Origin of the sequence: Streptomyces gamaensis (assembly GCF_042656465.1) — a bacterium.
Taxonomy (GTDB): Bacteria; Actinomycetota; Actinomycetes; order Streptomycetales; family Streptomycetaceae; genus Streptomyces; species Streptomyces gamaensis.
Window position 1 is genome coordinate 33,252 of sequence record NZ_JBHSPB010000019.1, and the last position, 26,843, is coordinate 60,094.

The window sequence follows — 26,843 nt, forward strand, 5'->3', positions numbered from 1 at the left end:
GGTGGTCCGCCCCGGCCCCTTCGGGTCGGCCCGCGAGGGGCTCAGCCCTTGGCGGCGATCTCCTTCAGGGCGATGTTGAGCTTGAGGACGTTGACGTGTTCCTCGCCCATGAAGCCCAGCTGGCGGCCGTCGGTGTGGTCCTCGACCAGCTGCTCGACCTTCGCGGCCGGCAGGCCGTTGGCCCTGGCGACGCGGGCGGCCTGCAGGCGCGCGTACTCCGGGGAGATGTCCGGGTCGACTCCGGAGGCGGAGGCGGTCAGCGCGTCGACGGGTACGGACTTCGGGTCGACGCCGTTGAACTCGGCGATGTCCTTGCGGCGTTGACCCACGGAGTCGAGCAGGACCTTGCTGTCGGCGGCGAGGTTGGAGGCCCCGGAGACCAGCAGCTTGTACTGGGTGTTCTCGGTGTTGGGGCCGGCGGCCGAGGGGCGCGGCTGGAAGAACTTCGGGTCCGGCAGCGGATTGCCGTCCTTGTCCTTCGCGTCCAGCGTGTAGCTCTGGCCCAGGAGCGCGGAGCCCACGGACCTGCCGTCGGCCTTGATCTCGGAGCCGTTGGCCTTGTCGTGGAAGGCGGCCTGGGCGATGCCGGTGACCACCAGCGGGTAGATGACGCCGCAGACCACCGTGAGCACGAGGAGGGCGCGCAGTCCCGCCACGACCAACCGGGCTGTGTTGCGTACGGAGTTGTTCATGGTGGGTTCACCCGATGCCAGGGATGAGGGTAATGATCAGGTCGATGAGCTTGATGCCGATGAACGGGGCGATGAGGCCGCCGAGTCCGTAGATCCCGAGGTTGCGGCGGAGCATGCTGTCCGCGCTCATCGGCCGGTAGCGCACGCCCTTGAGGGCGAGCGGCACGAGCGCCACGATGATCAGCGCGTTGAAGACGACGGCCGACAGGATCGCGGACTGCGGCGAGTGCAGGCTCATGATGTTGAGCTTGTCCAGGCCCGGGTAGGCCACGGCGAACATCGCCGGGATGATCGCGAAGTACTTGGCGACGTCGTTGGCGATCGAGAAGGTCGTCAGCGCGCCCCGGGTGATCAGGAGCTGCTTGCCGATCTCGACGATCTCGATGAGCTTGGTGGGGTTGGAGTCCAGGTCCACCATGTTCCCGGCCTCCTTGGCGGCCGAGGTACCGGTGTTCATCGCGACACCGACGTCCGCCTGCGCGAGCGCCGGGGCGTCGTTCGTCCCGTCACCGGTCATCGCCACGAGCTTCCCGCCCGCCTGCTCGCGCTTGATGAGCGCCATCTTGTCCTCGGGCGTGGCCTCGGCGAGGAAGTCGTCGACCCCCGCCTCCTCGGCGATGGCCTTGGCCGTCAGCGGGTTGTCGCCCGTGATCATGACGGTCTTGATGCCCATGCGGCGCAGCTCGGCGAACCGCTCGCGCATGCCGTCCTTGACGACGTCCTTGAGGTGGATGACCCCGAGCACCCGGGCGCCCTTGTCGTCCTCCAGGGCGACCAGCAGCGGAGTGCCACCGGCCTGGGAGATCTCCTCGGTGAGCTGCTGGGCGTCGTCGGGGACGCTGCCGCCGCGCTCCTTGACCCAGGCCACGACCGAACCGGTCGCGCCCTTGCGGACCTTGCGGCCGTCGACGTCCACGCCGGACATGCGGGTCTGCGCGGTGAAGGGCACCCACTCGGCTCCGGCCAGCTCGCCCTCGTGCCGCTCGCGCAGCCCGTACTTCTCCTTGGCCAGGACGACGATCGAGCGGCCCTCGGGCGTCTCGTCGGCCAGCGAGGACAGCTGGGCGGCGTCGGCGACCTCGGCCGCCATGGTGCCCTTGACGGGTACGAACTCGGCGGCCTGGCGGTTGCCGTAGGTGATGGTGCCGGTCTTGTCGAGCAGCAGCGTGGAGACGTCACCGGCGGCCTCGACGGCGCGCCCGGACATCGCGAGCACGTTGCGCTGCACGAGCCGGTCCATGCCCGCGATGCCGATCGCGGACAGCAGCGCCCCGATGGTGGTCGGGATGAGGCAGACCAGCAGGGCCGCGAGGACGATCATCGTCTGCTCGGCGCCCGAGTAGATCGCGAAGGGCTGCAGGGTGATGACCGCGAGCAGGAAGACGATGGTCAGCGAGGCGAGCAGGATGTTCAGCGCGATCTCGTTGGGCGTCTTCTGCCGGGCAGCGCCCTCGACGAGGTTGATCATCCGGTCGATGAAGGTCTCGCCGGGCTTCGTCGTGATCTTGATGACGATGCGGTCGGACAGCACCTTCGTGCCGCCCGTGACGGCCGAGCGGTCGCCGCCCGACTCGCGGATGACGGGCGCCGACTCACCCGTGATCGCGGACTCGTCGACGCTCGCGACGCCCTCGACGACATCGCCGTCGCCGGGGATGACGTCGCCCGCCTCGCACACCACGAGGTCGCCGACGCGCAGCTGGGTGCCGGGCACCGACTCCTCGCCGCCGTCGGTCAGCCGGCGGGCGACGGTGTCGGTCTTGGCCTTGCGCAGGGTGTCGGCCTGGGCCTTGCCGCGGCCCTCGGCGACGGCCTCGGCGAGGTTGGCGAAGAGCACGGTCAGCCACAGCCACACGGTGATGGCCCAGCCGAACCAGTCGCCCGGGTCCTTGACCGCCAGCACGGTGGTGACCACCGAGCCGACCTCGACCACGAACATCACCGGGGACTTGACCATCACCCGCGGGTCGAGCTTCTTGAACGCGTCCGGCAGCGACTTCAGCAGCTGCGCCGGGTCGAAGAGGCCGCCGGTGACCCGGCCGGGCCCCTCGGGCCCGTGCGGACGGCTCTCCTGGGGCTCCTCGGGTGCGGTACGGACAGGGGTGGTGGTGCTCATGAGAGTCCCTCCGCCATCGGGCCAAGGGCCAGGGCCGGGAAGTAGGTCAGGCCGGTGATGATCAGGATCGCGCCGACGAGCAGACCGGCGAACAGCGGCTTCTCGGTGCGCAGGGTGCCGGCGGTCTCGGGCACGGGCTGCTGCTCGGCGAGCGAGCCGGCCAGCGCGAGGACGAAGACCATCGGCAGGAAGCGGCCGAGCAGCATGGCGAGGCCGATCGTGGTGTTGTACCAGGGGGTGTTGGCGTTCAGGCCCGCGAAGGCGGAGCCGTTGTTGTTGGCACCCGAGGTGAAGGCGTAGAGCACCTCGGAGAAGCCGTGCGCCCCGCTGTGGTTCACCGAGGCGTCCGCCTTGTTGAGGATCGAGTCCGGCGGACCGACGAGCGCCATCGACAGGGCGGTGAAGCCCAGGACGAGGGTCGGCGTGATGAGGATGTAGCAGGCGGCGAGCTTGATCTCGCGGGTGCCGATCTTCTTGCCGAGGTACTCGGGCGTCCGGCCGACCATCAGACCCGCGATGAACACCGCGATGACGGCCATGACCAGCATGCCGTAGAGGCCGGAGCCGACACCGCCGGGGGCGATCTCGCCGAGCATCATCGACAGCAGCGTCAGTCCGCCGCCGAGGCCGGTGAAGGAGGAGTGGAAGGAGTCCACCGCGCCCGTCGAGGTGAGCGTCGTGGTCGTCGCGAAGATCGCCGAGGCGCCCACGCCGAAGCGCTGCTCCTTGCCCTCCATCGCCCCGCCGGCCGCCTGCAGCGCCGGGCCGTGGTGGGCGTACTCGGTCCACATCATCAGCGCGGTGAAGCCGAGCCAGATCAGGCCCATGGCCGCGAGGATCGCGTAGCCCTGCTTGACGTTGCCGACGAGCTTGCCGAAGGTGCGGGTGAGCGCGAAGGGGATGACGAGGATCAGGAAGATCTCGAAGAGGTTGCTGAAGGCGTTGGGGTTCTCGAAGGGGTGGGCGGAGTTGGCGTTGAAGTAGCCGCCGCCGTTGGTGCCGAGTTCCTTGATGACCTCCTGCGAGGCCACGGCCCCGCCGTTGACCTGCTGGGTGCCGCCGGTCAGCTGGCCGATCTCGTGGATGCCGGCGAAGTTCTGGATCGCGCCGCAGGCGACGAGCACCAGCGCGCCGATCACCGAGATCGGCAGCAGGATACGGATCGTGCCGCGCACCAAGTCGGCCCAGAAGTTGCCCAGTTCACCGGTGCGGGAGCGGGCGAAGCCGCGGACGAGGGCGATGGCGACGGCCATGCCGACGGCGGCGGAGACGAAGTTCTGCACCGCGAGGCCGAGGGTCTGCACCGCGTGGCCCATGGCCTGCTCGCCCGAGTAGGACTGCCAGTTGGTGTTGGCGACGAACGAGGCGGCGGTGTTGAACGCCTGGTCGGGGCTGATCGCGGTGAAGCCGAGCGAGAGCGACTTGGGCAGTACGCCCTGGACGCGCTGCAGCAGGTACAGGAAGAGCAGGCCGGCCACGGAGAAGGCCAGCACGCCGCGCAGGTACGCGGGCCAGCGCATCTCGGCGTTCGGGTCGGCGCCGATGAGACGGTAGATCCACCTCTCGGCGCGCAGGTGCTTGCCGGAGCCGTAGACGCGGGCCATGTAGTCGCCCAGCGGGCGGTACACCAGCGCCAGCGCCACGACGACCGCGGTGAGCTGGAGGATTCCGGAGAGAACGGGGCTCATGGCAGTGCTCAGAACCTCTCCGGGAAGACAAGGGCGAGGATCAGGTAGCCCAGCAGGGCGACGGCCACGATCAGGCCGACGAGGTTCTCGACGGTCACAGCTTCGCCACCCCCTTGGCGACGAGAGCCACCAGCGCGAAGACCGCGATCGTGGTGACGACGAAGGCCACGTCGGCCATCGTGTGCTCCTAGAGAGGTTCGGATGAACGGACCCCCACAGGAAACCTTCGTTGTCCCGGTCCGACGCCGCCGTTGACGCCTCTCATACGGCCATTAGCGCGCCGTTGACGAGATCCATACGCATCCCGCGTTGACCTGCGAAAACGCAAATGGGCCGCAACCCCGGGACAGGGTTGCGGCCCAACGGAACGGCGAAATCCGGCCGTTGCGTTCGCTATTGCGCCACCGGCGCGCGGCGTCGTCGCGCCACGGGCGCACGGTGTCGGCTGTCCGCGTCAGCGGACCTCGCTGATCTCCGGACCGCGCTCCAGACGCTCCACGCCGCCCGCGAAGCGCGAGCCCTCGGAGGCGTCGGGCTGCATGCCCTCGGCGACCATCTGCGCGTCGTCGGGGAGCTTGAGCACGATCGGGTCACGGGGCGCCATCGGACCGGCGCCACGCACGACGACCGTGTCCCGGAAGATCTGCTCCAGCAGCCCGGCGGTCTGCGGCTGCACCGCGCCCTGGCCGGAGATCACTCCGCGCAGGAACCAGCGCGGGCCGTCACAGCCGACGAAGCGCACGAGCTGCACGCCCTGCGTGCCGTCCGGCAGCGCCACGGGCACCTGGGCCCGCAGCTCCCAGCCCAGCGGCCCCTCGACCTCGTCGACGACCCCGCCCTGCTGGGTGATGCCCGAGGCGATCTCGGCCCGGACCTCGCCCCAGATGCCCTCGCGCTTCGGGGCGGCGAACGCCTGCAGCTGCACGGCGCTGTCCCGCAGGACCACGGTCGCGGCGACGATCGCGTCACCGGCGACCTCCACCCGCAGCTCCATGCCCTCGACCCCGGGCACATGGAGCCCGCCCAGGTCGACCCGGCCCTCGCCGGGGTCGGCGACCTCGGTCACGTCCCACGGCCCGTCGGGGCGCGGCCCCGGCTCCAGCCGGACGCGCTGCGCCGTGCCCTCCGCCTCTTCCTCAGGGAGGGCACCCTCGTCGGGCCTGTCGGAGGTCACGCCGTCGAGCTGCTCGACAGCGTCCTCGCTGCGCTTGCGGCGACGACCGAACACGTCACTGTCCTTCCCGGTCGGCTACGACCGAAGCGAATCCATGCCCCACGGCGGCGTGGCCACCGGTGGAGCCGAAGCCCCCATTGCCCCGCGCCGAGCCCGGAAGCTCCGCCACCTCGTGGAAGCGGACCTTCTCGACCTGCTGGACGACCAACTGGGCAATGCGGTCGAACCTCTCGAACCGCACGCTCTCACGCGGGTCCAGATTGACCACAATCACCTTGATCTCTCCACGGTACCCGGCATCGATGGTCCCCGGGGCATTCACCATCGAGACCCCGCACCTGGCGGCGAGACCCGAACGCGGGTGCACGAAGGCCGCATACCCGTCGGGCAGCGCGATGGACACCCCCGTGGGCAGCACCATCCGCTCCCCCGGCGCCAGCTCCGCGGCCTCGGTGGTCACGAGGTCGCAGCCCGCGTCGCCCGGGTGCCCGTAGGAGGGGATCGGCACCTCCGGGTCCACGCGCTGGATCAGTACATCGACGGGGCTCCGGCTCACGGGTTCACCTCAAAAGCTCGCGCGACCTTGACCTGGTCGGGGTTGGCCAGCGTGGCCTGGATCTCGGCCGGGCGGCCGTTCTCGATGAAGTGGTCGACCTTGACCTCGATGAACAGTGCTTCCGCGTGGACCGCGACGGGGCCCTCGGGGCCCCCGATCCGGCCCGTGGCCGTGCAGTAGATCTTACGGCCGTGCACCGCGGTGACCTCGGCCCGCAGGTGCAGCACGGCGTCCACCGGCACCGGCAGCAGATAGTCGGTCTCCAGCCGGCCGGTCACCGCGATCACCCGCAGCATCCAGCCCAGCGAACCGAGCGTCTCGTCCAGTGCCGTCGCCAGCACCCCGCCGTGCGCGAGCCCGGGAGCGCCCTGGTGGGCCTCCTTGACCCGGAACTCCGCGGTGATGCTCACGCCCTCGCCCGCGCGCGCCTCGACGTGCAGTCCGTGCGGGACCCCGCCGCCGCAGCCGAAGCAGTACTCGTAGTGCGCCCCGATGAGCTCTCCGGGGGCGGGTGCGTCGGGATGCCGCACCGGCGGCCCGGCCTCCGGCGGCGGCGTCAGGGCTGTCGTTCTTCCACTCACAGGGGCTGACCTTACCCGCGACGGCGGGGCCCGGTCCCGCCCGTGTCAAGCTTGGGCCCATGCAGCCTTACGAAGAACGCCTCACCGCGCCCCGTTCCTGGTGGTTCATCGCGCTTCTCGTCGGGGTGGCCCTGGCGCTGATCCTGCTGCCGCTGGGGACGGTGCCGATGCTCGCCGGGCTGGTCGGCGGCGCGGCGCTGGCGGCGGTCGCGGTGAGCTCGTACGGCTCGGTGCGCATCCGCGTCGTGGGCGGGGCGCTGGTCGCCGGGGACGCCCGGATCCCGGTGGAGGCGCTCGGGACGCCGGAGGTCCTGGGCGCGGAGGAGGCCCGCGCCTGGCGCACGTACAAGGCGGACACCCGGGCCTTCATGCTGCTGCGCGGCTATGTGCCCACGGCGGTGCGGATCGAGGTCACGGATCCGGGCGACCCCACCCCGTACGTCTATCTCTCCACGCGCACGCCCGAGAAGCTGGCCGCCGCGCTCCAGGCCGTACGGGCCTGAGCGGGGCTGTCCGGTCGCTATCGGTCCTCGGCGGGCGGCAGGTCCCCGGCGGGCGGCAGCCGGTCCCAGGGCACCTGCTTGCCGCGCAGGTCCTCACGGACGCGGTCGGCGAGCCGCTTGGTGTCGCGGCGGTTCATCACGGCGCCCACAGCCGCGCCGATCATGAAGGGCGCCAGGCTGGGCAGCTTGCGGAAGGTGCGCTTGAGGACGCGCTGGCGCAGCTCGCGGCGCATCTGGACCCCGAGCGCGGCGTTGATGCTCAAGGGGGCGGCGACATCGATACCGCGCTCGTCGGCCCAGGCACCCAGATAGGCGGTCGTGCGCTGCCGCAGCGTCCCGGGGGCGCGTACTCCGTAGACCTCGTGCAGCTCGGCGATGAGCTTGAACTCCACGGCGGCGACGCCGATCATCTCCGCCGCCAGCTCGGCGGGCAGCGCGGGCGGCACCGGCAGCATGGCCGCCGCGCCGACACCGGCGCCCACGGTGGACGTGCCGTGCGCGGCTCCGGCCACCAGCTTGTCGGCGATCTCCTCCGGGCCCAGGCCCGGGAACTGCGCGCGCAGCGCGGCCAGGTCGCGCACGGGGATGCGCGGAGCGTTCGCGATGATCCGGTCGGCCACGGCGGCCAGGCCCGCCCGCACCCTCCGGCCCGACGGGCGGACCGGCCGGGCCGGGCCGCCCGCGCCCTCGGCTCCCCCCGTCCGGGCGGCGCCACGGCGGCCGAGGGCCGCGGCGAGCGAGGCCCTGCGGCCCCGCTCGACGGCGTCGGCCGTGCTGTCGGTGGCGCCCGAGGCCGTGTCGTCCTGCCGCGCGGCCGTCCCGTCCGCCCCGGTGGTCAGCTCGGGCCGGCGGGAGCGCCGCTTCCGGAACGGGGTCGAGCCTGCCATCGCAGACCCTGTCCTCAGTCGCAGTCGCGGCAGATCGGCTGGCCGTTCTTCTCACGCGCCAGCTGGCTGCGGTGGTGCACGAGGAAGCAGCTCATGCACGTGAACTCGTCGGCCTGCTTGGGAAGGACGCGGACCGCGAGCTCCTCGTTCGACAGGTCGGCGCCGGGCAGCTCCATGCCCTCGGCCGCCTCGAAGTCGTCGACGTCGACGTTGGACGCCGACTTGTCGTTCCTCCGGGCCTTCAGCTCCTCAAGGCTGTCGGAATCGACGTCGTCATCGGTCTTGCGTGGGGTGTCGTAGTCCGTTGCCATGTCGCTCTCCCCCTCTGGGTGTCTGCGGTGTCTCCAGCGCACGTAACGCGTGAGAGGCCGGACTTGTGCCCGACCCGAGGCGGAGATTTTGCCTCACATCAAGGTCTGTTACTCAATCGACACCCAACCGCACACCTGAAGAGGTGATGGGGTTGGATGGCGAACGGGACCGTACACGGTCCGGATACCGCGTGCCGACGCGCCTCCACGTGTACTTCCCGTGATCACGACCCTCGGAAACCCCCATTTTCCAGGGCTTCCGGGACGAACGCCGATCACGGAGAGTGGATGGCCGGAACTCGCCGCATGTGAGCGATCACACACCGCCCGGGGTGGAACGAGGCCCGTTCCGAGCCCGGACGATTCCGCCCAAAGCGAACGAATTTCCTCTCCTGACAGGAGGGCCCGACGGCCGGACCCCACTGTGTCACGTCGGCGTCACCCCGGCATCCCGTCGGCATCCCGTCGGCTTCACGTCGGCAGGACGACCCGCATGACCAGACCGCCGCCCTCCCTCGGCTCCGCCGTGATCCGGCCGCCGTGCGCCCGCGCCACCGAGCGGACGATGGACAGCCCCAGGCCGACGCCCTTGTCGCTGCCGGTGCGCTCGGCACGCAGCCGCCGGAACGGCTCGAAGATGTTGTCCACCTCGTAGGCGGGCACGACGGGACCGGTGTTCTCCACGACCAGCAGCGCCTGGCCCGGCTGGACCCGGGTGGTCACCTCGACCCAGCCGCCCTCGGTGTTGTAGCGGACCGCGTTCTGCACCAGATTCAGCGCGATCCGCTCCAGGAGCACACCGTTGCCCTGGACCACCGCCGGCTGCCGGGTCCCTCTGAGCTCCACGCCCTTGGCCTGCGCCTCGGACCGGGTCTGGTCCAGGGCCTGCGAGGCCACCTCGGCGAGATCCACCGGCTTGCGGTCGACGATCTCGTTGTCACTGCGCGCGAGCAGCAGCAGCCCCTCCACGAGCTGCTCACTGCGCTCGTTGGTGGCCAGCAGCGTCTTGCCGAGCTGCTGCACCTCCGGGGAGGCGCCCGGGTCGGAGAGCGTCACCTCCAGCAGCGTCCGGTTGATCGCCAGCGGGGTGCGCAGCTCGTGCGAGGCGTTGGCCACGAACCGCTGCTGCGCGGTGAACGCCCGCTCCAGCCGGTCCAGCATCTCGTCGAAGGTGTCCGACAGCTCCTTCAGCTCGTCCTCGGGGCCGCCGAGCTCGATGCGCCGCGACAGGTCCGTGGCGGCGACCCGGCGGGCGGTACGCGTGATCTTGCCGAGCGGCGAGAGGACGCGGCCGGCCATGGCGTAGCCGAAGGCGAAGGCGATGACGGCGAGGCCGAGGAGGGCGAAGAGGGAGCGTTGCAACAGGCTGCCGAGAGCCTCTGCCCTCAGTCGGCTGGAGCAGATCTCCAGGATCCTGTTCGCTTGGTCAGAGGTGAGATTGCCGGTGAATTCCGGGCAGAGTGCGCGGTTGGCGTCGACCTGACTGCCACCCAGCAGCTTCACGAGCGGTGTGCTGGTCACGTCCAGCGCATGCGCCGCGAGCAGATAGATGATCGTCAGCAGCAGCACGCCTGCCATCAGGAACATCCCGCCGTACAGCAGGGTCAGACGTATCCGGATGGTCGGGCGCAGCCAGGGGAAAGGCCGCCCCGCAGGCGGGCGCGGGGCCCACGTCGGCTTGGGCGGAGTGGCAGGCGGTGCGGGAGTCGTAGGAGAAGAAGCCATCGACGGTCAGATCCGGTATCCCGAGCCGGGCACGGTGACGATCACCGGGGGCTCGCCGAGCTTGCGGCGCAGGGTCATGACCGTCACGCGCACGACATTGGTGAAGGGGTCGGTGTTCTCGTCCCAGGCCTTCTCCAGCAGCTGCTCGGCGGAGACCACGGCACCCTCACTGCGCATGAGCACCTCCAGCACCGCGAACTCCTTCGGCGCCAGCTGCACCTCGCGGCCGTCGCGGAAGACCTCGCGCCGGTTGGGGTCCAGCTTGATGCCGGCCCGCTCCAGGACGGGCGGCAGCGCGACGGACGTCCGCCGGCCCAGGGCCCGTACCCGCGCGACCAGCTCGCTGAACGCGAACGGTTTCGGCAGGTAGTCGTCGGCGCCGATCTCCAGGCCCTCGACCCGGTCGCTGACGTCGCCGGAGGCGGTGAGCATCAGGACGCGGGTGGGCATGCCGAGCTCGACGACCTTGCGGCACACGTCGTCGCCGTGGACGACGGGAAGGTCGCGGTCGAGGACGATCACGTCGTAGTCGTTGACGGCGATGCGCTCCAGGGCGGCGGCCCCGTCGTACACGACGTCGACGGCCATGGCCTCCCGGCGCAGTCCGGTGGCGACGGCATCGGCGAGCAGTTGCTCGTCCTCGACGACGAGTACGCGCACGGGTGGTTCCTTCCCTTCGGGCCCGGACGGGCAGGCATGGTCGACCCCGGTGAGGGGCCCCTCCATCCTGCCTCGGTTCTCGGTAAACCGGCCGTAAGGGGGCGACAGGGGGTGGAAGAGGAGTGGCGGATTCGAAGCGGGGCGCAGGTTTCCGCGTCGGTAGCGGTGGGGAAGACGACTGCACACCCGCGATCACACCTTGTGGCGGTCCACCGTATCCACTGGCCGCGAGGGGAAGCCGATCGCTCCGCTTCCGGCCCCCGGCCGGGAGACCCCCAGGCACCACCCGCCAACGAACCCACGACGAGGGGGCGCAGCACCATGGACGCGTTTACCGCCGGCATTCTGCAGCGCATAGCGAGCACCCGGTCCGATCTGGACGCGGCTCGCCGGTCGGGCGATGAATTCCTGGCCGAGGTCGAGCAGGCGGCGCTGGAGGATCTGCACCGGCTGGCCGCCGAGCACGGGGTCGAGGTCAACGCCGCGTAGGCGGCCGGACGGCCGCGAGAGTCCGATCCACGCGCACGAGGCGCCCCGCCGCTGACGGAACAGCGGCGGGGCGCCTTGGCGTGCGGTCCGGGGGCCGGGCCGGGCGCCCGCGGGTCAGCCCTTCCAGGCCCCCAGCTCCTCCAGCCGGGCCTGGAGCGGTTCGAAGAGGCCGGGCGGGGCGGCCACGGTCAGTTCGGTGGATGCCTCGATGCCGGGGCGGCCGCCGGTGAGCGCGCCGGCCTCGCGGGCGATGAGGACCCCGGCCGCGTAGTCCCACGGGTTGAGGCCGCGCTCGTAGTAGCCGTCGAGGCGGCCGCCGGCCACGTCGCACAGGTCGATGGCGGCGGAGCCGGCCCGCCGGATGTCGCGGACCTGCGGCAGCAGGGCGCGCAGCACCTCGGCCTGGGAGGCGCGCCGCGAGGCGAGGTAGCCGAAGCCGGTGCCGATGAGGGCGGCGTCCATGGCGGGTGCGGGGCGGCAGCGCAGCGGCCGGTCGCCGGCGAAGGCGCCCTCGCCGAGGACGGCCCGGTAGGTCTCGCCGCGCATCGGGGCGGCGACGACGCCGACGATGGCCTCGCCGTCGAGCTCGGCGGCGATGGAGACCGCCCAGGAGGGCAGTCCGTAGAGGTAGTTGACGGTGCCGTCGAGGGGGTCGATGATCCAGCGCACTCCGGTGGTGCCCGTGGTGCTCGCGCCCTCCTCGCCGAGGAGGCCGTCCTGCGGGCGGCGCTCGGAGAGGAAGCCGGTGATCAGCTTCTCGGCGGCGATGTCCATCTCGGTGACGACGTCGATGGAGCTGGTCTTGGTCGCGGCCACGCCCAGGTCGGCCGGCCTCCCGTCACGCAGCAGCGCTCCGGCGCGTTCGGCGGCCTCCAGGGCCACAGCGAGGAGTTCGGCTTTCAGGGGGCCGTGGGACTCGTCGTGCACGATGCTCCTTCTGGGATGGGGTGGTTACGCGTACGGGCTGTCGGCGCCTGCGGCGGCCGGGCGCGGGGCCCTGGCCGGGCAGCAGCCGACGGGACACAGGTCGTGGGAGGGGCCGAGGGTGCCGAGGGCGCACCGCCGCGGGTGCTCGCCGCGTTCGGTGGCGGCGCGCTCCAGCACGAGCTCGCGGACGGCGGCGGCGAAGCGCGGGTCGGCGCCGACGGTGGCGGCGCGGGTGACGGGCAGGCCGAGTTCGGCGGCCCGGGTGGCGGCGTCGGTGTCGAGGTCGTACTTGACCTCCATGTGGTCCGAGACGAAGCCGATGGGGACCATGACGGCGGCGGGGGCGCCGGCCGCGTGCAGCTCCGTGAGGTGGTCACAGATGTCGGGTTCGAGCCAGGGGATGTGCGGGGCGCCGCTGCGCGACTGGTACACCAGCCGCCAGGGGTGCGGGGTGCCGGTCTCCTCGCGCACGGCCTCCGCGATGAGGGCCGCGACGTCGAGGTGCTGGGCGACGTAGGCGCCGCCGTCGCCGTGGCCCTCGGCCGGGCCGGAGGTGTCGGCCGCCGCGGTGGGGATGGAGTGCGTGGTGAACGCCAGGTGCGCCCCGGCCCGTACCTCCTCGGGGAGTTCGCCGAGGGCGGCCAGGGTGGCGTCGACCATGGGGCGGACGAATCCCGGGTGGTTGAAGTAGTGGCGGAGCTTGTCCACGCGCGGCGGCTCGATGCCCTCGCCGCGCAGGGCGGCCAGCGCGTCCGCGAGGTTCTCGCGGTACTGCCGGCAGCCGGAGTAGGAGGCGTACGCGCTGGTGGCCAGCGTCAGCACGCGGCGGTGCCCGTCGGCGGCCACCTGGCGCAGGGTGTCGGTCAGATAGGGCGCCCAGTTGCGGTTGCCCCAGTAGACCGGCAGGTCCAGGCCGTGCGCGGCGAAGTCCTCGCGCAGGGCGCGCAGCAGCTGCCGGTTCTGCTCGTTGATCGGGCTGACGCCGCCGAAGAGGAAGTAGTGCTGCCCGACCTCCTTGAGCCGCTCGCGGGGGATGCCTCGGCCGCGCGTGACGTTCTCCAGGAACGGGACGACGTCGTCCGGTCCTTCGGGGCCGCCGAAGGACAGCAGCAGCAGCGCGTCGTACGGCGCTGCCGAGGCGGGCATCGCGCCCGTCGAGCAGGAGTGTTGAGCTGGCTGTTCCGACATGGCTCCGATCCTGCCACCCACCGGTGACAGCCGGGCGGGCAGCCCCGTCGCGCGGCAGGAAATAGCCGTGCGGCGCACAGACGTCCAACCGTAAGCTGTATCGGCCACTTACGTTCCTTACCGACATCCTCACTCTCACCCCTTCCGTCCGCCCGCGTCACCCCCGCCTTTCCCTTCCCCGTTCTCCCCCCGACTTCCTGGCGGCCCCCTTGCCCAGTCCCTACCGCGAGATCTTCACCGCCCCCGGCACCAAGGAGTTCTCCATAGCCGGCCTGCTCGGCCGGATGCCGCTGTCCATGACGGGCATCGGCATCGTCACGATGGTCTCCCAGCTCACCGGCCGGTACGGGCTGGCGGGGGCCCTGTCCGCGACCCTGGCGCTGTCCGCGGCCGTGCTCGGCCCGCAGATCTCCCGGATGGTCGACCGGCACGGGCAGCGCAGGGTGATGCGGCCGGCGACGTGCGTGGCGCTGCTCGCGGCGGCCGGGCTGCTGATCAGCGCCCAACAGGGTTGGCCGGACTGGCTGTTGTTCGTCTTCACGGCGTTCCTGGGCTGCGTGCCGAGCGTGGGGTCGATGGTGCGGGCCCGCTGGGCGGCGATCCACGCGGGCTCGCCGCGCAAGCTGCACACGGCGTACTCCTTCGAGTCCGTCGTCGACGAGGTGTGCTTCATCTTCGGGCCGATCCTGTCGATCGGCCTGTCCACGGCGTGGTTCCCGGAGGCGGGGCCGCTGCTGGCCGCCTGCTTCCTGGCGGTCGGCGTCTTCTGGCTGACCGCGCAGCGCGCGACGGAGCCGGCGCCCCACCCGCGCGAGGGCGGCTCCGGGGGTTCCGCGCTGAGCTCGCGCGGACTGCGGGTGCTGGTCGCGACGTTCACGGCGACGGGCGCCATCTTCGGCTCGGTCGACGTGGTGACGGTCGCCTTCGCCGAGGCTCAGGGCCACAAGAGCGCCGCGAGCCTGGTGCTGGCGGCCTACGCGCTGGGATCGTGCCTGGCCGGTGTGGTCTTCGGGCTGCTGCACCTCAAGGGCGACCCCGCCCGGCGCTGGCTCGTGGGGGTGTGCGCGATGACCGTGAGTATGATCCCCCTCCAACTGGTCGGGAACCTGCCGTTGCTGGCCGTTGCGCTCTTTGTCGCGGGTCTGTCGATCGCGCCGACGATGGTGACGACGATGGCCCTCGTCGAACAGCACGTACCGCGCGCACAGTTGACCGAGGGCATGACCTGGACGAGTACCGGGCTCGCGGTCGGCGTGGCGCTCGGCTCGTCGGCCGCCGGCGCGGTGGTCGACGCGTCCGGGGCGGTCGCGGGGTACGCGGTGTCCGGGGCGGCGGGGGTGCTCGCGGTGGCGGTGGCGTTCCTCGGATACCGCCGGCTGCGCCGGCCGGCGCCGCAGCGGCACGGTCCTTCCGTGCCGCAGGCAAGGGGAGGGTCTCACGCGTATGACGGAGATGACCACAACAAGGGGTGCGTGGCGTAACTGGGCGGGCAATGTCACCGTCCACCCGGAACGGACCGTGGCCCCCGCCTCCACCCGGGAGCTGGCGGAGGCGGTCGCGGACGCGGCGGAGGCGGGGCTGCGTGTCAAGGCGGCCGGTACCGGCCATTCCTTCACCGCCGCCGCCGCGACCGACGGCCTGCTGATCCGGCCCGAACGCCTCACCGGCGTCCGCGCGGTGGACCGCGCCGCGGGCACCGTGACCGTGGCGGCCGGAACGCCGCTCCACGTGTTCAACAAGGAACTGGCCGCGCACGGGCTCTCGCTGGCCAACATGGGCGACATCATGGAGCAGACCGTCTCCGGCGCGGTCAGCACCGGCACCCACGGCACCGGCCGTGACTCGGCCTCGCTCGCCGCCCAGCTCACCGGCCTCACCCTGGTGACGGCCGAGGGCGGGGTGCTCGACTGCTCCGCCACCGAGCACCCCGAGGTCTTCAGCGCCGCCCGGATCGGCCTCGGCGCGCTCGGGGTGATCGCCGAGCTCACCTTCGCGGTGGAGCCGGTGTTCCTGCTGCGGGCCCGGGAGGAGCCCATGTCCTTCGCGCGGGTCACGGCGGAGTTCGAGCAACTCGTGGCGGAGAACGAGCACTTCGAGTTCTACTGGTTCCCCCACACCGACAACTGCACCACCAAGCGCAACAACCGCAGCGCGGGGCCCGCCGCTCCCCTGGGCCGTGTCGGCGGCTGGGTCGAGGATGAACTCGTCGCCAACGGCCTCTTCCAGGCCGTGTGTTCGGTCGGCCGGGCCGTGCCCGCGGCCGTCCCCGCCATCGCCCGGCTCGCGGGCCGCGCCCTGTCGGCCCGCAGCTATACCGACACCGCCTACAAGGTCTTCACCAGCACCCGCCGGGTGCGCTTCCTGGAGATGGAGTACGCGTTACCGCGCGAGGCGGCCGTCCCGGCACTGCGTGAACTGCGGTCGGCCGTCGAACGGTCACGGCTGAGGGTCTCCTTCCCCGTGGAGGTGCGCACCGCCCCGGCGGACGACATCCCGCTGTCCACCGCGTACGGACGGGACACCGCCTACATCGCCGTACACATGTACCGGGGCACCCCCTACCGCGCGTACTTCACCGCCGCCGAACGCGTCATGACGGCGCACGGCGGACGCCCGCACTGGGGCAAGCTGCACAGCCTCGACGCCTCCGCCCTGGCCGAGGTCTGTCCGCGCCTCGGGGACTTCGTCGCGCTGCGCGACCGGCTGGATCCGCGCCGCGTGTTCGGCAACGCGTATCTGCGGCGCGTGCTGGGCGACTGATCCAGCACTCCACCGCACAAGCAACGGGGCTGCCCCACGGGGACGTCCGGATGTTTCCTTCGTCCCTGTGGGGCAGCCCATGTGCGGCTCCCTGGTGTGCCGGGGTGCTGCGCAGGCGTTACAGGGCCGTGCCCTGGGTGACGGAGCCGGAGCCCGTGGTGCCCGCTGCAGTGTTCTCAGCGGTCCGCCCCTGCGGCGGCTTGTTGTCGCTCTGGCCACCGCCGCTGCCGGTGCCCTGGCCACCGGTGGAACCGGTACCGCCCGTGCCGCTCTTGTCGCCTCCCTTGTCACCACCGCTCTTGCCGCTGTCCGGCGACTGCGTCGGCGGGGGCGTGGGGTCGGGCTTCGGGGTGTGCCCGCCGGAGGAAGAGCCCGAGGACCCCGAGGACCCCGAGGAACCCGACGGGTTCGGCGACGGCTTGCCCGCGCCGCCACCGGCCGGCTGCGAGGAATCCGGGTCCGGCGTCGAGCCGCGGTCCCCGCCGGTGCCGCGCTCGTGCCCGCCGCCCGACGAGTGACCGGGGTTCGGGCTCTCCTGCTGCTGGGGGTTGTCCTTCTTCTTCTCCTCGCCGCCCTTGTTGCCGGTGAAGATCTGGCCGACGGACGTGGTGCCGCCGGTACCGGACGCGTCGGAGCCCTTGGCCATCTCCACCGCCGTGACCCCGACCATCGCCAGGACGAAGACGAAACCGGCCGCGAGAGCCGGTCGCCTCCAGCCGCGCAGCCGGGTGCCGTGGGTCGTCCCCTCCGTGTACTCCTCGGAGTACACACCGGCGTACGGCTCCTGGTGCGCGCCCGCGTGCGCTCCGGGCTCCGGCGTATGCGTATCTCCACGCAACAGCTGAGTCGCGTCGGCCGCGGGCAGCATCCGCGTCGCCTCGTCCTCGGCGCCCTCCCCGCGCGTCGGCACCTGACGCAGCTTCGGCCGCGCCGCCGTCGCCGTCGCCTCGCGGAGCTGCTCCCCCGTGCGCTTGAACAGGTGCTGGAAGATCGTGCCGCCGCTGGTCGCGACGATGCTGACCACTCCGGCACCGGCGACCGTGCCGTACACCCCGAGCTGGCCCGCGAGCAGCGCGGCGACCACCGCCGCCAAGGCGCTTCCGGCGACCTGCGCGAAGCTCAGCTCAAGGCGTTTTCCTTTGGGTTCCACCTTGGCTTTTGCCCCACTTTCGCCTTTGCCGTCCATCTCCCGCCTCTGTGTAGCCTTCAATCCCTCTTACGACCAGAAGAGACATTCGGGCCTCACGAACAGTTCCGGATGCGGTGATTGTGTGAACCTCGACACCCGTGCCCGGGGCAACGGTCATCGCGGGACAGATCGGCTCCCGCCCTGCGCGTGAACTTCGATGGCGTGCCGATCCACCCCCCGTGGCCCGAATGGAGTACTGTGGCGAGCCCTGGCCCCGGTATCCCGTCCGGCTGCCCGGACCGATACGGGAGGGGCCGAGGCGGCTCTCGCCCCGTCAACTCGGCAATGTTGTGGCAGGCTGCACCCGGGCAGGCCACACTCGACTAGCGGAAGCAGCGACGCACGTGACGTCGGCAGGCACCACCCGGGAGGTCCCCATGCCCGAACTGCGTGTCGTGGCCGTCTCCAACGACGGCACACGGCTGGTGCTCAAGGCTGCGGACAGCACGGAGTACACCCTCCCCATCGACGAACGGCTGCGCGCCGCCGTGCGCAACGACCGCGCTCGCCTGGGCCAGATCGAGATCGAGGTGGAGAGCCATCTCCGGCCCCGTGACATCCAGGCGCGTATACGCGCCGGAGCCTCGGCCGAGGAGGTCGCCCAGCTGGCCGGGATCCCGGTGGAGCGCGTGCGGCGCTTCGAGGGCCCGGTGCTCGCCGAGCGCGCGTTCATGGCCGAGCGGGCCCGCAAGACGCCCGTGCGCCGCCCCGGCGAGAGCACGGGCCCGCAGCTCGGCGAGGCCGTCGCCGAGCGGCTGCTGCTGCGCGGGGCCGAGAAGGACACCGCCCAGTGGGACTCCTGGCGCCGCGACGACGGCACGTGGGAGGTCCTCCTCGTCTACCGGGCGGCAGGTGAGCCACGCGCCGCGAGCTGGACGTACGACCCTCCGAGGCGGATCGTTCAAGCGATGGACGACGAGGCCCGGGCGCTGATCGGCGAGGCCGACGACACGCCCGAGCCGAGCTTCCCGTTCGTGCCGCGCATCGCCCGCCTGCCCCGGGACCGGGCGGACCGCGCCCCGGACCGGCAGTCGCCGGAGGGGGCCGACGGCGGGGAGCGCGCCGCGCCCGGCGAGGAGTCCGGCAAGGAGCCGGGCAAGGAACGGGACTCGCTGACGAGCCTGTTGGAGGCCGTGCCCAGCTTCCGGGGCGACATGGTCGTCCCCGAGCCGCCGTCGGTGGCCCCGGTCGCGGAGGCGGAGGAGACGGAGGCCTCCCAGTCGGCCCCGGCCGCCAGCGGCGCGGGCTCCGCGTACGCGGACGTGCTGATGCCGCGTTCGGTGGCCGGCCACCGGGACCGGCTGATCGGCACGACGGACCGTCAGGCGGAGGCGGACGGCGTCCGGCCGGGCCGCCGGGCGGCGGTGCCGAGCTGGGACGAGATCGTCTTCGGCACGCGCCGTAAGAAACAGGAGTGAGCCCCGCCGCGGTCCCCGGCCGTCGCCCCGCCGCCCCGCCGCCCCGGACCGGGGGCGGCCGGTGAGCGGCGGCCCGCCCGGCGGCCCGGGATCAAGGCGCGCCGCCGCCACGGCCTGGGGGCCGCCCTTCCGTGAAGCACCGCCGGGGCGACCCCGCGGCCCGGCGTCCTGGTGGCATCCGGCTGCGCGTGGGGGGCCTTCGCCCCGCAGCGGTCCGCCCCGGGGCGGACCGGTGCCGCGCTTGCGGTCCGCCCCCTCGGCGCCGTACGGGCACCGGCGCGTGCGGGTCCCGTCCGCGGCGGCCTCGGGTGACTCCCCGTCAGCCCGGTTGCGGGCCCGTGGCCACCGGGCGGGTGGGGTCGGCCGACCACTCGCTCCAGGAACCGACGTACAGGGCGGCCGGGATGCCCGCGACCGCCAGGGCCAGCAGCTCGTGCGCGGCGGAGACGCCCGAACCGCAGTAGACACCCACCTCGGTGCCGCCGCCCGCGCCGAGCGCCGCGAAGCGGGCGGCGAGTTCCCCGGCGGGCCGCAGCCGCCCGTCCTCGGCCACGTTGTCCGTGGTCGGGGCGGACACCGCGCCCGGGATGTGCCCGGCGACGCGGTCGATCGGCTCGGTCTCGCCCCGGTAGCGCTCCCCCGCCCGGGCGTCCAGCAGCAGACCGCGCCGGGCCAGTGCCGCCGCGCCGTCGGCGTCGAGCAGCGGCAGCGCCCCGGGCGCGGGGGTGAAGTCCCCGCGCTCCACTGCCGGTCCCTCTTTGGTGAGTTCTCCGCCCGCCGCCGTCCACGCGGCGAGACCGCCGTCGAGGACCCGTACCCGGGGGTGGCCCGCCCAGCGCAGCATCCACCACGCGCGGGCGGCGGCCCAGCCCTGGCCCCCGTCGTAGACGACGACTTCGCGCGAGGAGCGCACCCCGGCGCGCCGCATCGCCTCGGTGAACACGGCGAGTTCGGGCAGCGGGTGCCGGCCCCGCTCGCCCGCCGGTCCGGCGAGCTCGGTCTCCAGGTCGACGTAGACCGCGCCGGGCAGATGTCCGGCCGCGTACTCCGGGCGGCCGGGCGGGCCGCCCATCCGGTAGCGGACGTCCAGCAGGACGGGCGGCGCCAACTCGGCCGCCCTGCTCATGAGTTCGACTGCGGTGACGATGGTGTTCATGGCCCCCATCCTGTCGTATCTGACATTGCGCCGAACGGCCCCCTGGCAAGGCGGCGCACAGCTGATCGATACTGGACGGCAACGGCGCCGAAACGGAACCGAAACGTGAATTCGGGCATTCTCCTGCGGGAACCCGTGAATCCCGGCGCGGCCGGGGGGCGCGTCACGTCAGGTGGTGCGACCATCTGCACGTGCCCCGTCCCGTACCACCCGCGCGCCGCGGACCGGCACTGGACGCGCGGCCACCACGATGGTCCGAGGAGAGAGTGACGATGACCGAGGTTTGGGGGTCTCCCCGGAGGATCACGGGCGAGACGCGGCGCACACCGGGCACTCCGTGCTGGACGAGTCTGCTGGCCCATGATCTGGCCGCGACCCAGGACTTCTACGGCGGCCTGTTCGGCTGGGAGTTCTACAGTCCGGGGCCGCGCCAGCTCGGCCCCTATGTACGGGCCACGCTGGACGGCCAGGACGTGGCCGGACTCGGCGAGCGCACCCCCGGCCGCCGGCTGCCGACCTCCTGGACCACCTATCTCGCCACGGACGACGCGGACTCGGCCGCGGAGTGGATCCGGGCCTGCGGCGGCACGGTGGGCGTGGGCCCGCTCGACGCGGAGGACGCGGGGCGGCTGGTGCTCGCCTGCGATCCGGCGGGGGCACCGTTCGGCGCCTGGCAGGGCGGGGAGCTGGTGGGTGCCGCGCTGGCGGGCGTGCCCGGCACCCCGGCGTGGCACGAGCTGCTCACGCGGCGCACCTCGACGGTCGTCAAGTTCTACCAGGCACTGTTCGGTTACGAGGCCAAGCCCGCGGACGCGTCCGAGGAGGACGCCCTGACGCTGTGTCTGGAGGGCCGCCCGGTCGCCGCGGTGCGCGGGACCGGTGGCGCGCCGCCGCACGGCCAGGGCCCGCACTGGATGACGTACTTCGCGGTGGCCGACGTCGACGCGGCCACCGCGCGGGCGGTGGAGCTCGGCGGGGCGGTGCTCACGCCCCCGCACGAGGCGCAGGCCGGGCGCGTGGCCACCGTCGCCGACCCGGAGGGCGCCGTCTTCAGCCTGCGGACCGGCCGTTGAGGGCGTCCACGGGCAGCACGTCGGGGGACAGCGCCGCGGCGCGGGCGGCGGCCGCCGTCTGCCGCTTGCGGTGGTGGCGCCGGCACAGCACCTCGTAACCGACCACGGCCTCGGGCTGGTTGACGTCGCCGACGACCACCTGGGCGCCCTCGACCACCATCTGCCCGCCCACCGTACGGGCGTTGTGCGTGGCCCGGGCCCCGCACCAGCACAGCGCCTCGACCTGGAGCACCTCGATACGGTCGGCGAGTTCGACCAGGCGCTGCGAGCCCGGGAAGAGCTTGGTGCGGAAGTCGGTGGTGATCCCGAAGGCGAACACGTCGAGTCCGAGGTCGTCGACGACCCGGGCGAGCTGGTCGATCTGCTCGGGAGCGAGGAACTGCGCCTCGTCGGCTATGACGTAGTCGGCGCGGCCGCCCGCCGAGAGGTGGGCGACGATGTGCGCGTAGAAGTCGAAACCCTCACCCGCCTCGACGGAGTCCGTGACCAGGCCGAGCCGGGAGGACAGCTTGCCCTCGCCCGCGCGGTCGTCGCGGGTGAAGATCATCCCTTGCAGTCCGCGGGCCGAGCGGTTGTGCTCGATCTGCAGAGCGAGCGTGCTCTTTCCGCAGTCCATCGTTCCGGAGAAGAACACCAGCTCGGGCATGGGAAGGCCAATGCCTTTCGTACGTCGTCGACTTGTGGGGCCGTGGAGTGCGGGGGGGGTGGGGGTGGGCTCGGGGAACGGGGGGCGGCGGCCGGCCGGTTCGGGACCGTACCGCGGCAGCCCCGGTGCTTTACGAGCGTACTTCGAGGAGCGGCACGAGCTGCTCGACGGGGGTCATCGAGCCGTGCAGCCCGACCATCGCGGACTCGTTCGGCTCGGTCTCGGTGGCGACGATCGCGATGTCGTCCCGGGCCGCGGCGACGACATCGCCGATCCGGCCGTGGACCCGGTCGTCCACGCCCTCGCCGGGGCGGCCGAACCAGCCCGCCTCGATGGCCTCGTCGCGCCCCGCGACCCACATCTGCTCGCCGAGCACCTCGCGCCACACCGCGAGCACGTCGGCGGCGGCGCCGGGCACGGCGTAGACATGGCGGGCGCGGGCCTCGCCGCCCAGGAGGGCGACTCCGGCGCGCAGCTCCCAGTCCTCGTCGAAGTCGATGCGCGACTCCGCGTCGAAGGGGATGTCGATCATGCCGTGGTCGGCCGTGACGTACAGCACGGAGCGGGGCGGCAGTTGTTCGGCGAGGCGCCGCGCGAGCCGGTCCACGGTGGCGAGCTGGGCACGCCACTCGTCGGAGTCGACGCCGAAGCGGTGTCCCTTGCCGTCGACGTCGCTGTAGTAGGTGTAGACGAGCGAGCGGTCGGCGGCGCCGAGCCGGTCGGCCGCGAAGTCCATGCGCTCCTCGGGCGAGAGCCGGCCGTGGAACGTACCGCCGCTCAGCGCGATCTTCGTGAGCGGGGTGTGCTGGAAGTCCGGGGCGGAGACCTGACAGGTGTGCACACCCGCCGCGTCCGCGAGCTGGAAGACCGTGGGGTAGGGCTGCCAGACGTGCGGGTCGGTCCACGGCCGCCAGCGCAGCTGGTTCATCAGCGCTCCGGTGGCCGGGTCGGCGACGGTGTAGCCGGGCAGGCCGTGCGCGCCGGGCGGCAGGCCGGTGCCCACCGAGGCGAGCGAGGTCGCCGTGGTGGAGGGGAAACCCGCGGTCATGGGGGTGCCGGTGCCGTTCATGGAGGTGCCCAGCAGCGAGTGCAGGAAAGGCGCCTCGGCGGGGTGGGCGCGCAGCAACTCCCAGCCCAGGCCGTCGATCAGGAAGACACACACCCGGTCGGCGGGGGTGAGGTCCATGGCATCGGACAGTCCGGGAACGCCCAGGCCCGAGGCGATCGACGGCAGCAGATCGGACAGGGCGCCGCTGCCGTAGCGGGGCAGGGGTGCGGAACGGGGGTCGAGCAGGGCGGGTTCGTCCCGGCCGGAGCCCGTGGCGACGGTGTACGACATCAGCGGCCGGTCGCCGCCGTGGCCTCGGAGAGCGCCTGGGCGAAGGCGAGGGTCTGGCGCACGCTGTCCGGGCCGTCACCGGCCTCGCTCACCCGCAGGCTCAGGTCGTCCGCGGTGGCGGAGCCGGTGTAGCCGTGGTCCGCGTCGCAGTTGGGGTCACCGCAGGCGGCGGGCTCCAGGTCGAGGCGGGAGACCGCGCCCCAGCCGATGGTGAGGACGACCTCGCGGGGCAGGGCACCCGGGGTGTACGACTCGGGGTTGGCGACGACCCGGCTGACGACGACCGAGGAGATCCGGTCGAGCTTGACCGACTCGGTGGAGGTCGTGGCGTACGGGGACGGGGAGGTGTTGTCGGCCGCCTGCTCGTCGGTGTGGCTGACGATGAAGCGGGTGCCCGTCAGCACGAGGACGGTGACGTGGCGGCGGACCTCGTTGGAATCGAAGGTCGTCTCCTGGTGCACCAGGTACGCGGCGACCGGCTCGCCGCCCACCGCGGCCTCCACGGCCTCGGCCACGAGCGCCGGGTAGTAGCCGCTGCGCTCGATCGCCGCGCGCAGCCCTTGGGTCGTCGTACCGGTCTTCGCCATACGCCCATCCTACGGGGCGTACCGGGCCCTCCTGCGCGGTGCGTCCGCGTTCGTCAGTAGGCGGGGAGGCTGCGGGGGCCGAGGTCGGTACGGGCGGGGGGCGGGGCCAGGCGGATGGTCGCGCCCAGCACGTGGACGCCGTGCGGGGCGACGATCACCGGCTCCAGGTCGGCGCCGACGACCTCGGGGTGGTCGTCCACCAGGCGCGAGACGCGCAGCAGCAGTTCCTCCAGGGCGCGGGTGTCCACGGGGGCGGCGCCGCGCCAGCCGAACAGCAGCGGGGCCGTGCGGACCGAGCGGATCAGCTCGGCGGCGTCCCGGTCGGTGACCGGGACGAGGCGGTGGGCGGTGTCGCCGAGCAGCAGCGAGGGCGCCCCGGCGAGCCCGAAGGAGAGCACGGCCCCGGCGGCGGGGTCGATGGCGGCGCGGACGACCGTGTCCACGCCGCGCGGGGCCATGGACTGCACGACGAGCCGGGTCTCCGCGGGCTTGCCGAGCAGCTCGGTCAACTCGCCGTAGGAGCGCAGCAGTTCCGCCTCGCCGCCGAGGTCGAGGCGGACCCCGCCGAGGTCGGCGCGGTGCCGCAGGTGCGGGGCGGTGGGCTTGAGGGCGACGGGGAAGCCGAGCCGGTGCGCCGCGCGGACGGCGCTGTCCGGGTCGGGGGCGGGCAGCGCGGGGAGCACGGCGATCCCGTAGCGGGCGAGCAGCCGCTGGGTGTCGGCGGCGGACAGCGTGACGGCCCGGGGCCCGTCGGCGGTGCCGGTCTCCGCCCCGTGGGCCCGGAGCAGCACGGCGATGTCGTCGGCTGCGCCCGCCTCGTCGATGTCCTCGAACTCCGGCACCCGCCCCGGCTCCACGGCCTGCCCCCGCCACCGCGCGTACCGCACGGCCTCCGCCAGCGCCCGCACGGCACGCTCGGCGGCGGGGTAGGCGGGGATGCGGAGGGAGGGTGCGGGCCGGGGGGCGCCGGAGCCGCAGGGCACGCCCCCACCGGGGCCGGAGGAACCGGACCCCACCGGACCGCCGGACGGACGCGGGCCTGCGGCACCGGACTCACCGAAGACCGACGGCCGGGACCGGTCACCGGCCGACACCGCGGCCGCAGCCGCAGCCGCAGCCGAATCGGACCCGACGGCAGCCCCACTCCCCGCAGCGAAGACCCCAGGCGGCGAGGCCGGGCCGGGCCCCGCCGGGTCGCCGGGGTCGGCCGGGGCCGGCCGGACCCCCGTGGTGGGGGCTTCCGTGCCGGCCGGTGCGGGCGGCGTCCCGTGGGGTCCGGGGGCGGGCGCGGCAGGGGGCGGCGGGGCCGCCAGGGCCTCGGCCAGGCCCGGTATCTCCAGGTGGACCACGGCCACCGGCTTCGCGGCCGGGGCGGCCGCCACCGCCTCGCGCAGCGCGTCCGCGAGGCCGTCGGCGGAGGTGTCGCCGACCCAGGGGATGGCGGTGACGACGACGGCGTCGCACTCGTCGTCGGCGAGGGCGTCGGCCAGGGCCGCGCGGAAGTCGGCGGGACCGGCGGCCGTGGTGAGGTCGTACGGCGGCTGCGGGCGCAGGCCGTCGGTCAGACAGGAGTCGTAGGTGAGCAGGGCGAGGGAGTCGGAGTTGCCGAGGATGGCGACGCGCGGGCCGGCGGGCAGCGGCTGGGAGGCGAGCAGCAGCCCGGTGTCGGCCAGCTCGGTGACCGTGTCGACGCGGAGGACGCCGGCCTGCCGCAGCAGGTCGGTGACGGTGGCGTCGGGGATGCGGGTCGAGGGCACGGCGTGCCCGGTGGGGGCCGCTCCCCCGTGCCGGGCGCCCTTGACGACGACGACCGGTTTGCGGGCGGCGGTGCGCCGGGCGAGCCGGGTGAACTTGCGGGGATTGCCGATGGACTCCAGGTACATCAGCACGACATCGGTGTCCGGGTCGTCGTGCCAGTACTGCAGGAAGTCGTTGCCGGAGACGTCGGCGCGGTTGCCGGCGGAGACGAAGCTGGAGACGCCGACGAGCCCGGCGGCCCGTCGCTGCAGCCCGGACAGCAGGGCGATGCCGATCGCGCCGGACTGGCTGAACAGGCCCAGCCGCCCGGGGGCGGGCAGTTCGGGCGAGAGGGAGGCGTTGAGCCGCACGCCCGGGGCGGTGTTGATCAGCCCGAGGGCGTTGGGGCCGACGACCCGCATGCCGTGGGAGCGTGCCTGCCGGACGAGTTCGCGCTGGCGGTCGCGGCCGTCGGCGCCGGCCTCCGCGTACCCCGCGGTCAGCACGACGAGGCCCTGCACGCCGTGCTCCCCGCAGTCGGCGACGACCAAGGGCACCTGCTCGACGGGCACCGCGACGACCACGAGGTCGACGGGCTCGCCGATCTCCCCCACGGAGCGGTACGCGGGCACCCCTTCCGGTTCGAGCGGTGAACCGCCTTCGGGGAAGGCCCTGTTGACCGCGTACACCCGCCCGGTGAACCCTCCGGCGAGGAGGTTGCGCAGCACGGTCCGGCCCATGCCGCCCGCCGCGCGGCCGGCCCCGACGACGGCGACGCTGCCGGGGGCGAGCAGGCGCTGGACGGAGCGGGCCTCGGCGCGCTGCTCGCGGGCGCGCTGGACGGCCAGGGAGCGGTCGGTGGGTTCGAGGTCGAGTTCGAGGCGCACCACGCCGTCCTCGAAGCTGCGTTTCTGGGTGTAGCCGGCGTCCGTGAACACCTTGATCATCTTGGTGTTGGCGGGGAGCACCTCGGCGGTGAACCGGCGGATCGAGCGCTCGCGGGCGCAGGCCGCGATGTGCTCCAGCAGCGCGGAGGCGACGCCGCGGCCCTGGTGGGCGTCCTGCACGAGGAAGGCGACCTCGGCCTCCTCGCCCCCGCCGACGCGGTCGTAGCGGACGGTGGCGATGAACTCGCCGCCGACGAGGGCCGCGAGGCCCACCCGGTCGACGTAGTCGTGGTGGGTGAACAGATGGACGTCGCGGTCGGACAGCCGCGGGTAGGGGGCGAAGAAGCGGTAGTACTTCGACTCGTCCGAGACCTGCTCGTAGAAGGCGACCAGGCGTCCGGCGTCGTCGGCGGTGATGGGACGGACGCGGGCGGTGCCGCCGTCGCGCAGCACGACGTCGGCCTCCCAGTGGGCCGGGTACGCGTGCTCGGACGGCGTCTGCATGGGCCCAGCGTAGGGCCGGGCACCGACAGCGGCCCGGCTCGCGCCGGACA

The 26,843-nt window shown here is 72.9% G+C and carries 25 protein-coding genes; 6 read left to right on the top strand and 19 right to left on the bottom strand.

The window, feature by feature from the left end:
• Positions 1 to 41: 41 nt before the first annotated feature.
• The 7 genes from kdpC to ACFP1Z_RS26045 all read right to left on the bottom strand — a co-directional run bounded on the left by kdpC (position 42) and on the right by ACFP1Z_RS26045 (position 6,807).
• On the bottom strand, positions 42 to 692 hold the full coding sequence (gene kdpC / locus ACFP1Z_RS26015; protein WP_390319949.1) for a potassium-transporting ATPase subunit KdpC: 651 nt from the start codon (positions 690 to 692) through the stop codon (positions 42 to 44).
• Between the two features lie 7 nt (positions 693 to 699).
• Entirely contained in the window at positions 700 to 2,808 is a 2,109-nt protein-coding gene (gene kdpB, locus ACFP1Z_RS26020; RefSeq protein ID WP_390319951.1) for a potassium-transporting ATPase subunit KdpB, read from the bottom strand.
• Positions 2,805 to 4,496, bottom strand: coding sequence for a potassium-transporting ATPase subunit KdpA (gene kdpA / locus ACFP1Z_RS26025; RefSeq protein WP_390319953.1), 1,692 nt, complete (start codon positions 4,494 to 4,496; stop codon positions 2,805 to 2,807). The genes kdpB and kdpA overlap by 4 nt, the downstream gene beginning before the upstream one ends.
• A gap of 8 nt (positions 4,497 to 4,504) precedes the next feature.
• Positions 4,505 to 4,594, bottom strand: a complete 90-nt coding sequence (gene kdpF / locus ACFP1Z_RS26030; protein ID WP_390319955.1) for a K(+)-transporting ATPase subunit F — start codon at positions 4,592 to 4,594, stop codon at positions 4,505 to 4,507.
• Between the two features lie 356 nt (positions 4,595 to 4,950).
• A complete protein-coding gene (locus tag ACFP1Z_RS26035; protein ID WP_390319957.1) occupies positions 4,951 to 5,724 on the bottom strand; it encodes a DUF3710 domain-containing protein in 774 nt (257 codons plus the stop codon).
• Position 5,725: 1 nt separating this feature from the next.
• A complete protein-coding gene (gene dut, locus ACFP1Z_RS26040; RefSeq protein WP_390319959.1) occupies positions 5,726 to 6,226 on the bottom strand; it encodes a dUTP diphosphatase in 501 nt (166 codons plus the stop codon).
• A complete protein-coding gene (locus tag ACFP1Z_RS26045) occupies positions 6,223 to 6,807 on the bottom strand; it encodes a PaaI family thioesterase (RefSeq protein ID WP_390319961.1) in 585 nt (194 codons plus the stop codon). The genes dut and ACFP1Z_RS26045 overlap by 4 nt, the downstream gene beginning before the upstream one ends.
• 59 nt (positions 6,808 to 6,866) lie before the next feature.
• Between ACFP1Z_RS26045 and ACFP1Z_RS26050 the strand changes: the two genes are divergently transcribed.
• Positions 6,867 to 7,310: a DUF3093 domain-containing protein gene (locus ACFP1Z_RS26050; protein ID WP_390319963.1), complete on the top strand. Its 444-nt coding sequence runs from the start codon at positions 6,867 to 6,869 to the stop codon at positions 7,308 to 7,310.
• A 17-nt stretch (positions 7,311 to 7,327) separates the two neighbouring features.
• Here ACFP1Z_RS26050 and ACFP1Z_RS26055 read toward each other — a convergent pair whose 3' ends face one another.
• The 4 genes from ACFP1Z_RS26055 to ACFP1Z_RS26070 form a co-directional block, all read right to left on the bottom strand.
• On the bottom strand, positions 7,328 to 8,197 hold the full coding sequence (locus ACFP1Z_RS26055; RefSeq protein WP_390319965.1) for a hypothetical protein: 870 nt from the start codon (positions 8,195 to 8,197) through the stop codon (positions 7,328 to 7,330).
• Positions 8,198 to 8,211: 14 nt separating this feature from the next.
• Positions 8,212 to 8,508: a DUF4193 domain-containing protein gene (locus ACFP1Z_RS26060; protein WP_106674973.1), complete on the bottom strand. Its 297-nt coding sequence runs from the start codon at positions 8,506 to 8,508 to the stop codon at positions 8,212 to 8,214.
• A 471-nt stretch (positions 8,509 to 8,979) separates the two neighbouring features.
• Positions 8,980 to 10,233 (bottom strand): sensor histidine kinase, encoded by a 1,254-nt coding sequence (locus tag ACFP1Z_RS26065; protein WP_390319966.1) that lies wholly within the window; start codon positions 10,231 to 10,233, stop codon positions 8,980 to 8,982.
• A 6-nt stretch (positions 10,234 to 10,239) separates the two neighbouring features.
• Positions 10,240 to 10,893, bottom strand: a complete 654-nt coding sequence (locus ACFP1Z_RS26070) for a response regulator transcription factor (RefSeq protein ID WP_390319968.1) — start codon at positions 10,891 to 10,893, stop codon at positions 10,240 to 10,242.
• Between the two features lie 321 nt (positions 10,894 to 11,214).
• On the opposite strand from ACFP1Z_RS26070, the gene ACFP1Z_RS26075 reads away from it, so the two are divergent.
• Positions 11,215 to 11,382: a hypothetical protein gene (locus tag ACFP1Z_RS26075; RefSeq protein WP_390319971.1), complete on the top strand. Its 168-nt coding sequence runs from the start codon at positions 11,215 to 11,217 to the stop codon at positions 11,380 to 11,382.
• A 114-nt stretch (positions 11,383 to 11,496) separates the two neighbouring features.
• Here ACFP1Z_RS26075 and ACFP1Z_RS26080 read toward each other — a convergent pair whose 3' ends face one another.
• Entirely contained in the window at positions 11,497 to 12,309 is an 813-nt protein-coding gene (locus ACFP1Z_RS26080) for an inositol monophosphatase family protein (protein ID WP_390319973.1), read from the bottom strand.
• 24 nt (positions 12,310 to 12,333) lie between these two features.
• The gene (locus ACFP1Z_RS26085) at positions 12,334 to 13,497 is read right to left on the bottom strand and encodes a ferrochelatase (RefSeq protein WP_390319975.1); all 1,164 of its coding nucleotides are present in this window, start codon (positions 13,495 to 13,497) and stop codon (positions 12,334 to 12,336) included.
• A gap of 209 nt (positions 13,498 to 13,706) precedes the next feature.
• Between ACFP1Z_RS26085 and ACFP1Z_RS26090 the strand changes: the two genes are divergently transcribed.
• Complete coding sequence (locus tag ACFP1Z_RS26090; protein WP_390319977.1) at positions 13,707 to 14,978, top strand: MFS transporter; 1,272 nt, start codon at positions 13,707 to 13,709, stop codon at positions 14,976 to 14,978.
• Positions 14,941 to 16,257, top strand: a complete 1,317-nt coding sequence (locus ACFP1Z_RS26095) for a D-arabinono-1,4-lactone oxidase (RefSeq protein WP_390319979.1) — start codon at positions 14,941 to 14,943, stop codon at positions 16,255 to 16,257. The genes ACFP1Z_RS26090 and ACFP1Z_RS26095 overlap by 38 nt, the downstream gene beginning before the upstream one ends.
• Before the next feature lie 118 nt (positions 16,258 to 16,375).
• Here the strand turns inward: ACFP1Z_RS26095 and ACFP1Z_RS26100 are convergent, their stop codons facing one another.
• Entirely contained in the window at positions 16,376 to 17,407 is a 1,032-nt protein-coding gene (locus ACFP1Z_RS26100) for a hypothetical protein (protein WP_390319980.1), read from the bottom strand.
• A gap of 383 nt (positions 17,408 to 17,790) precedes the next feature.
• Here ACFP1Z_RS26100 and sepH point away from each other — a divergent pair, with 383 nt between their 5' ends.
• Complete coding sequence (gene sepH, locus ACFP1Z_RS26105; RefSeq protein ID WP_390319982.1) at positions 17,791 to 18,864, top strand: septation protein SepH; 1,074 nt, start codon at positions 17,791 to 17,793, stop codon at positions 18,862 to 18,864.
• 319 nt (positions 18,865 to 19,183) lie between these two features.
• On the opposite strand, the gene ACFP1Z_RS26110 is transcribed toward sepH, so the two are convergent.
• Positions 19,184 to 20,020, bottom strand: a complete 837-nt coding sequence (locus ACFP1Z_RS26110) for a sulfurtransferase (RefSeq protein ID WP_390319984.1) — start codon at positions 20,018 to 20,020, stop codon at positions 19,184 to 19,186.
• Positions 20,021 to 20,292: 272 nt separating this feature from the next.
• On the opposite strand from ACFP1Z_RS26110, the gene ACFP1Z_RS26115 reads away from it, so the two are divergent.
• Positions 20,293 to 21,093, top strand: a complete 801-nt coding sequence (locus ACFP1Z_RS26115; protein ID WP_390319985.1) for a VOC family protein — start codon at positions 20,293 to 20,295, stop codon at positions 21,091 to 21,093.
• Here ACFP1Z_RS26115 and ACFP1Z_RS26120 read toward each other — a convergent pair.
• From ACFP1Z_RS26120 to ACFP1Z_RS26135, 4 genes are all read right to left on the bottom strand, one after another.
• The gene (locus ACFP1Z_RS26120; RefSeq protein ID WP_390319987.1) at positions 21,071 to 21,739 is read right to left on the bottom strand and encodes a thymidine kinase; all 669 of its coding nucleotides are present in this window, start codon (positions 21,737 to 21,739) and stop codon (positions 21,071 to 21,073) included. The two genes, ACFP1Z_RS26115 and ACFP1Z_RS26120, sit on opposite strands and share 23 nt — an antisense overlap.
• A 130-nt stretch (positions 21,740 to 21,869) precedes the next feature.
• Positions 21,870 to 23,078 (bottom strand): alkaline phosphatase family protein, encoded by a 1,209-nt coding sequence (locus ACFP1Z_RS26125; RefSeq protein ID WP_390319989.1) that lies wholly within the window; start codon positions 23,076 to 23,078, stop codon positions 21,870 to 21,872.
• Positions 23,078 to 23,665, bottom strand: coding sequence for a DUF5998 family protein (locus tag ACFP1Z_RS26130; protein WP_390319991.1), 588 nt, complete (start codon positions 23,663 to 23,665; stop codon positions 23,078 to 23,080). Before ACFP1Z_RS26130 ends, ACFP1Z_RS26125 begins: the two co-directional genes overlap by 1 nt.
• A gap of 53 nt (positions 23,666 to 23,718) precedes the next feature.
• Positions 23,719 to 26,793: a bifunctional acetate--CoA ligase family protein/GNAT family N-acetyltransferase gene (locus tag ACFP1Z_RS26135; RefSeq protein WP_390319993.1), complete on the bottom strand. Its 3,075-nt coding sequence runs from the start codon at positions 26,791 to 26,793 to the stop codon at positions 23,719 to 23,721.
• Positions 26,794 to 26,843: the final 50 nt, after the last annotated feature.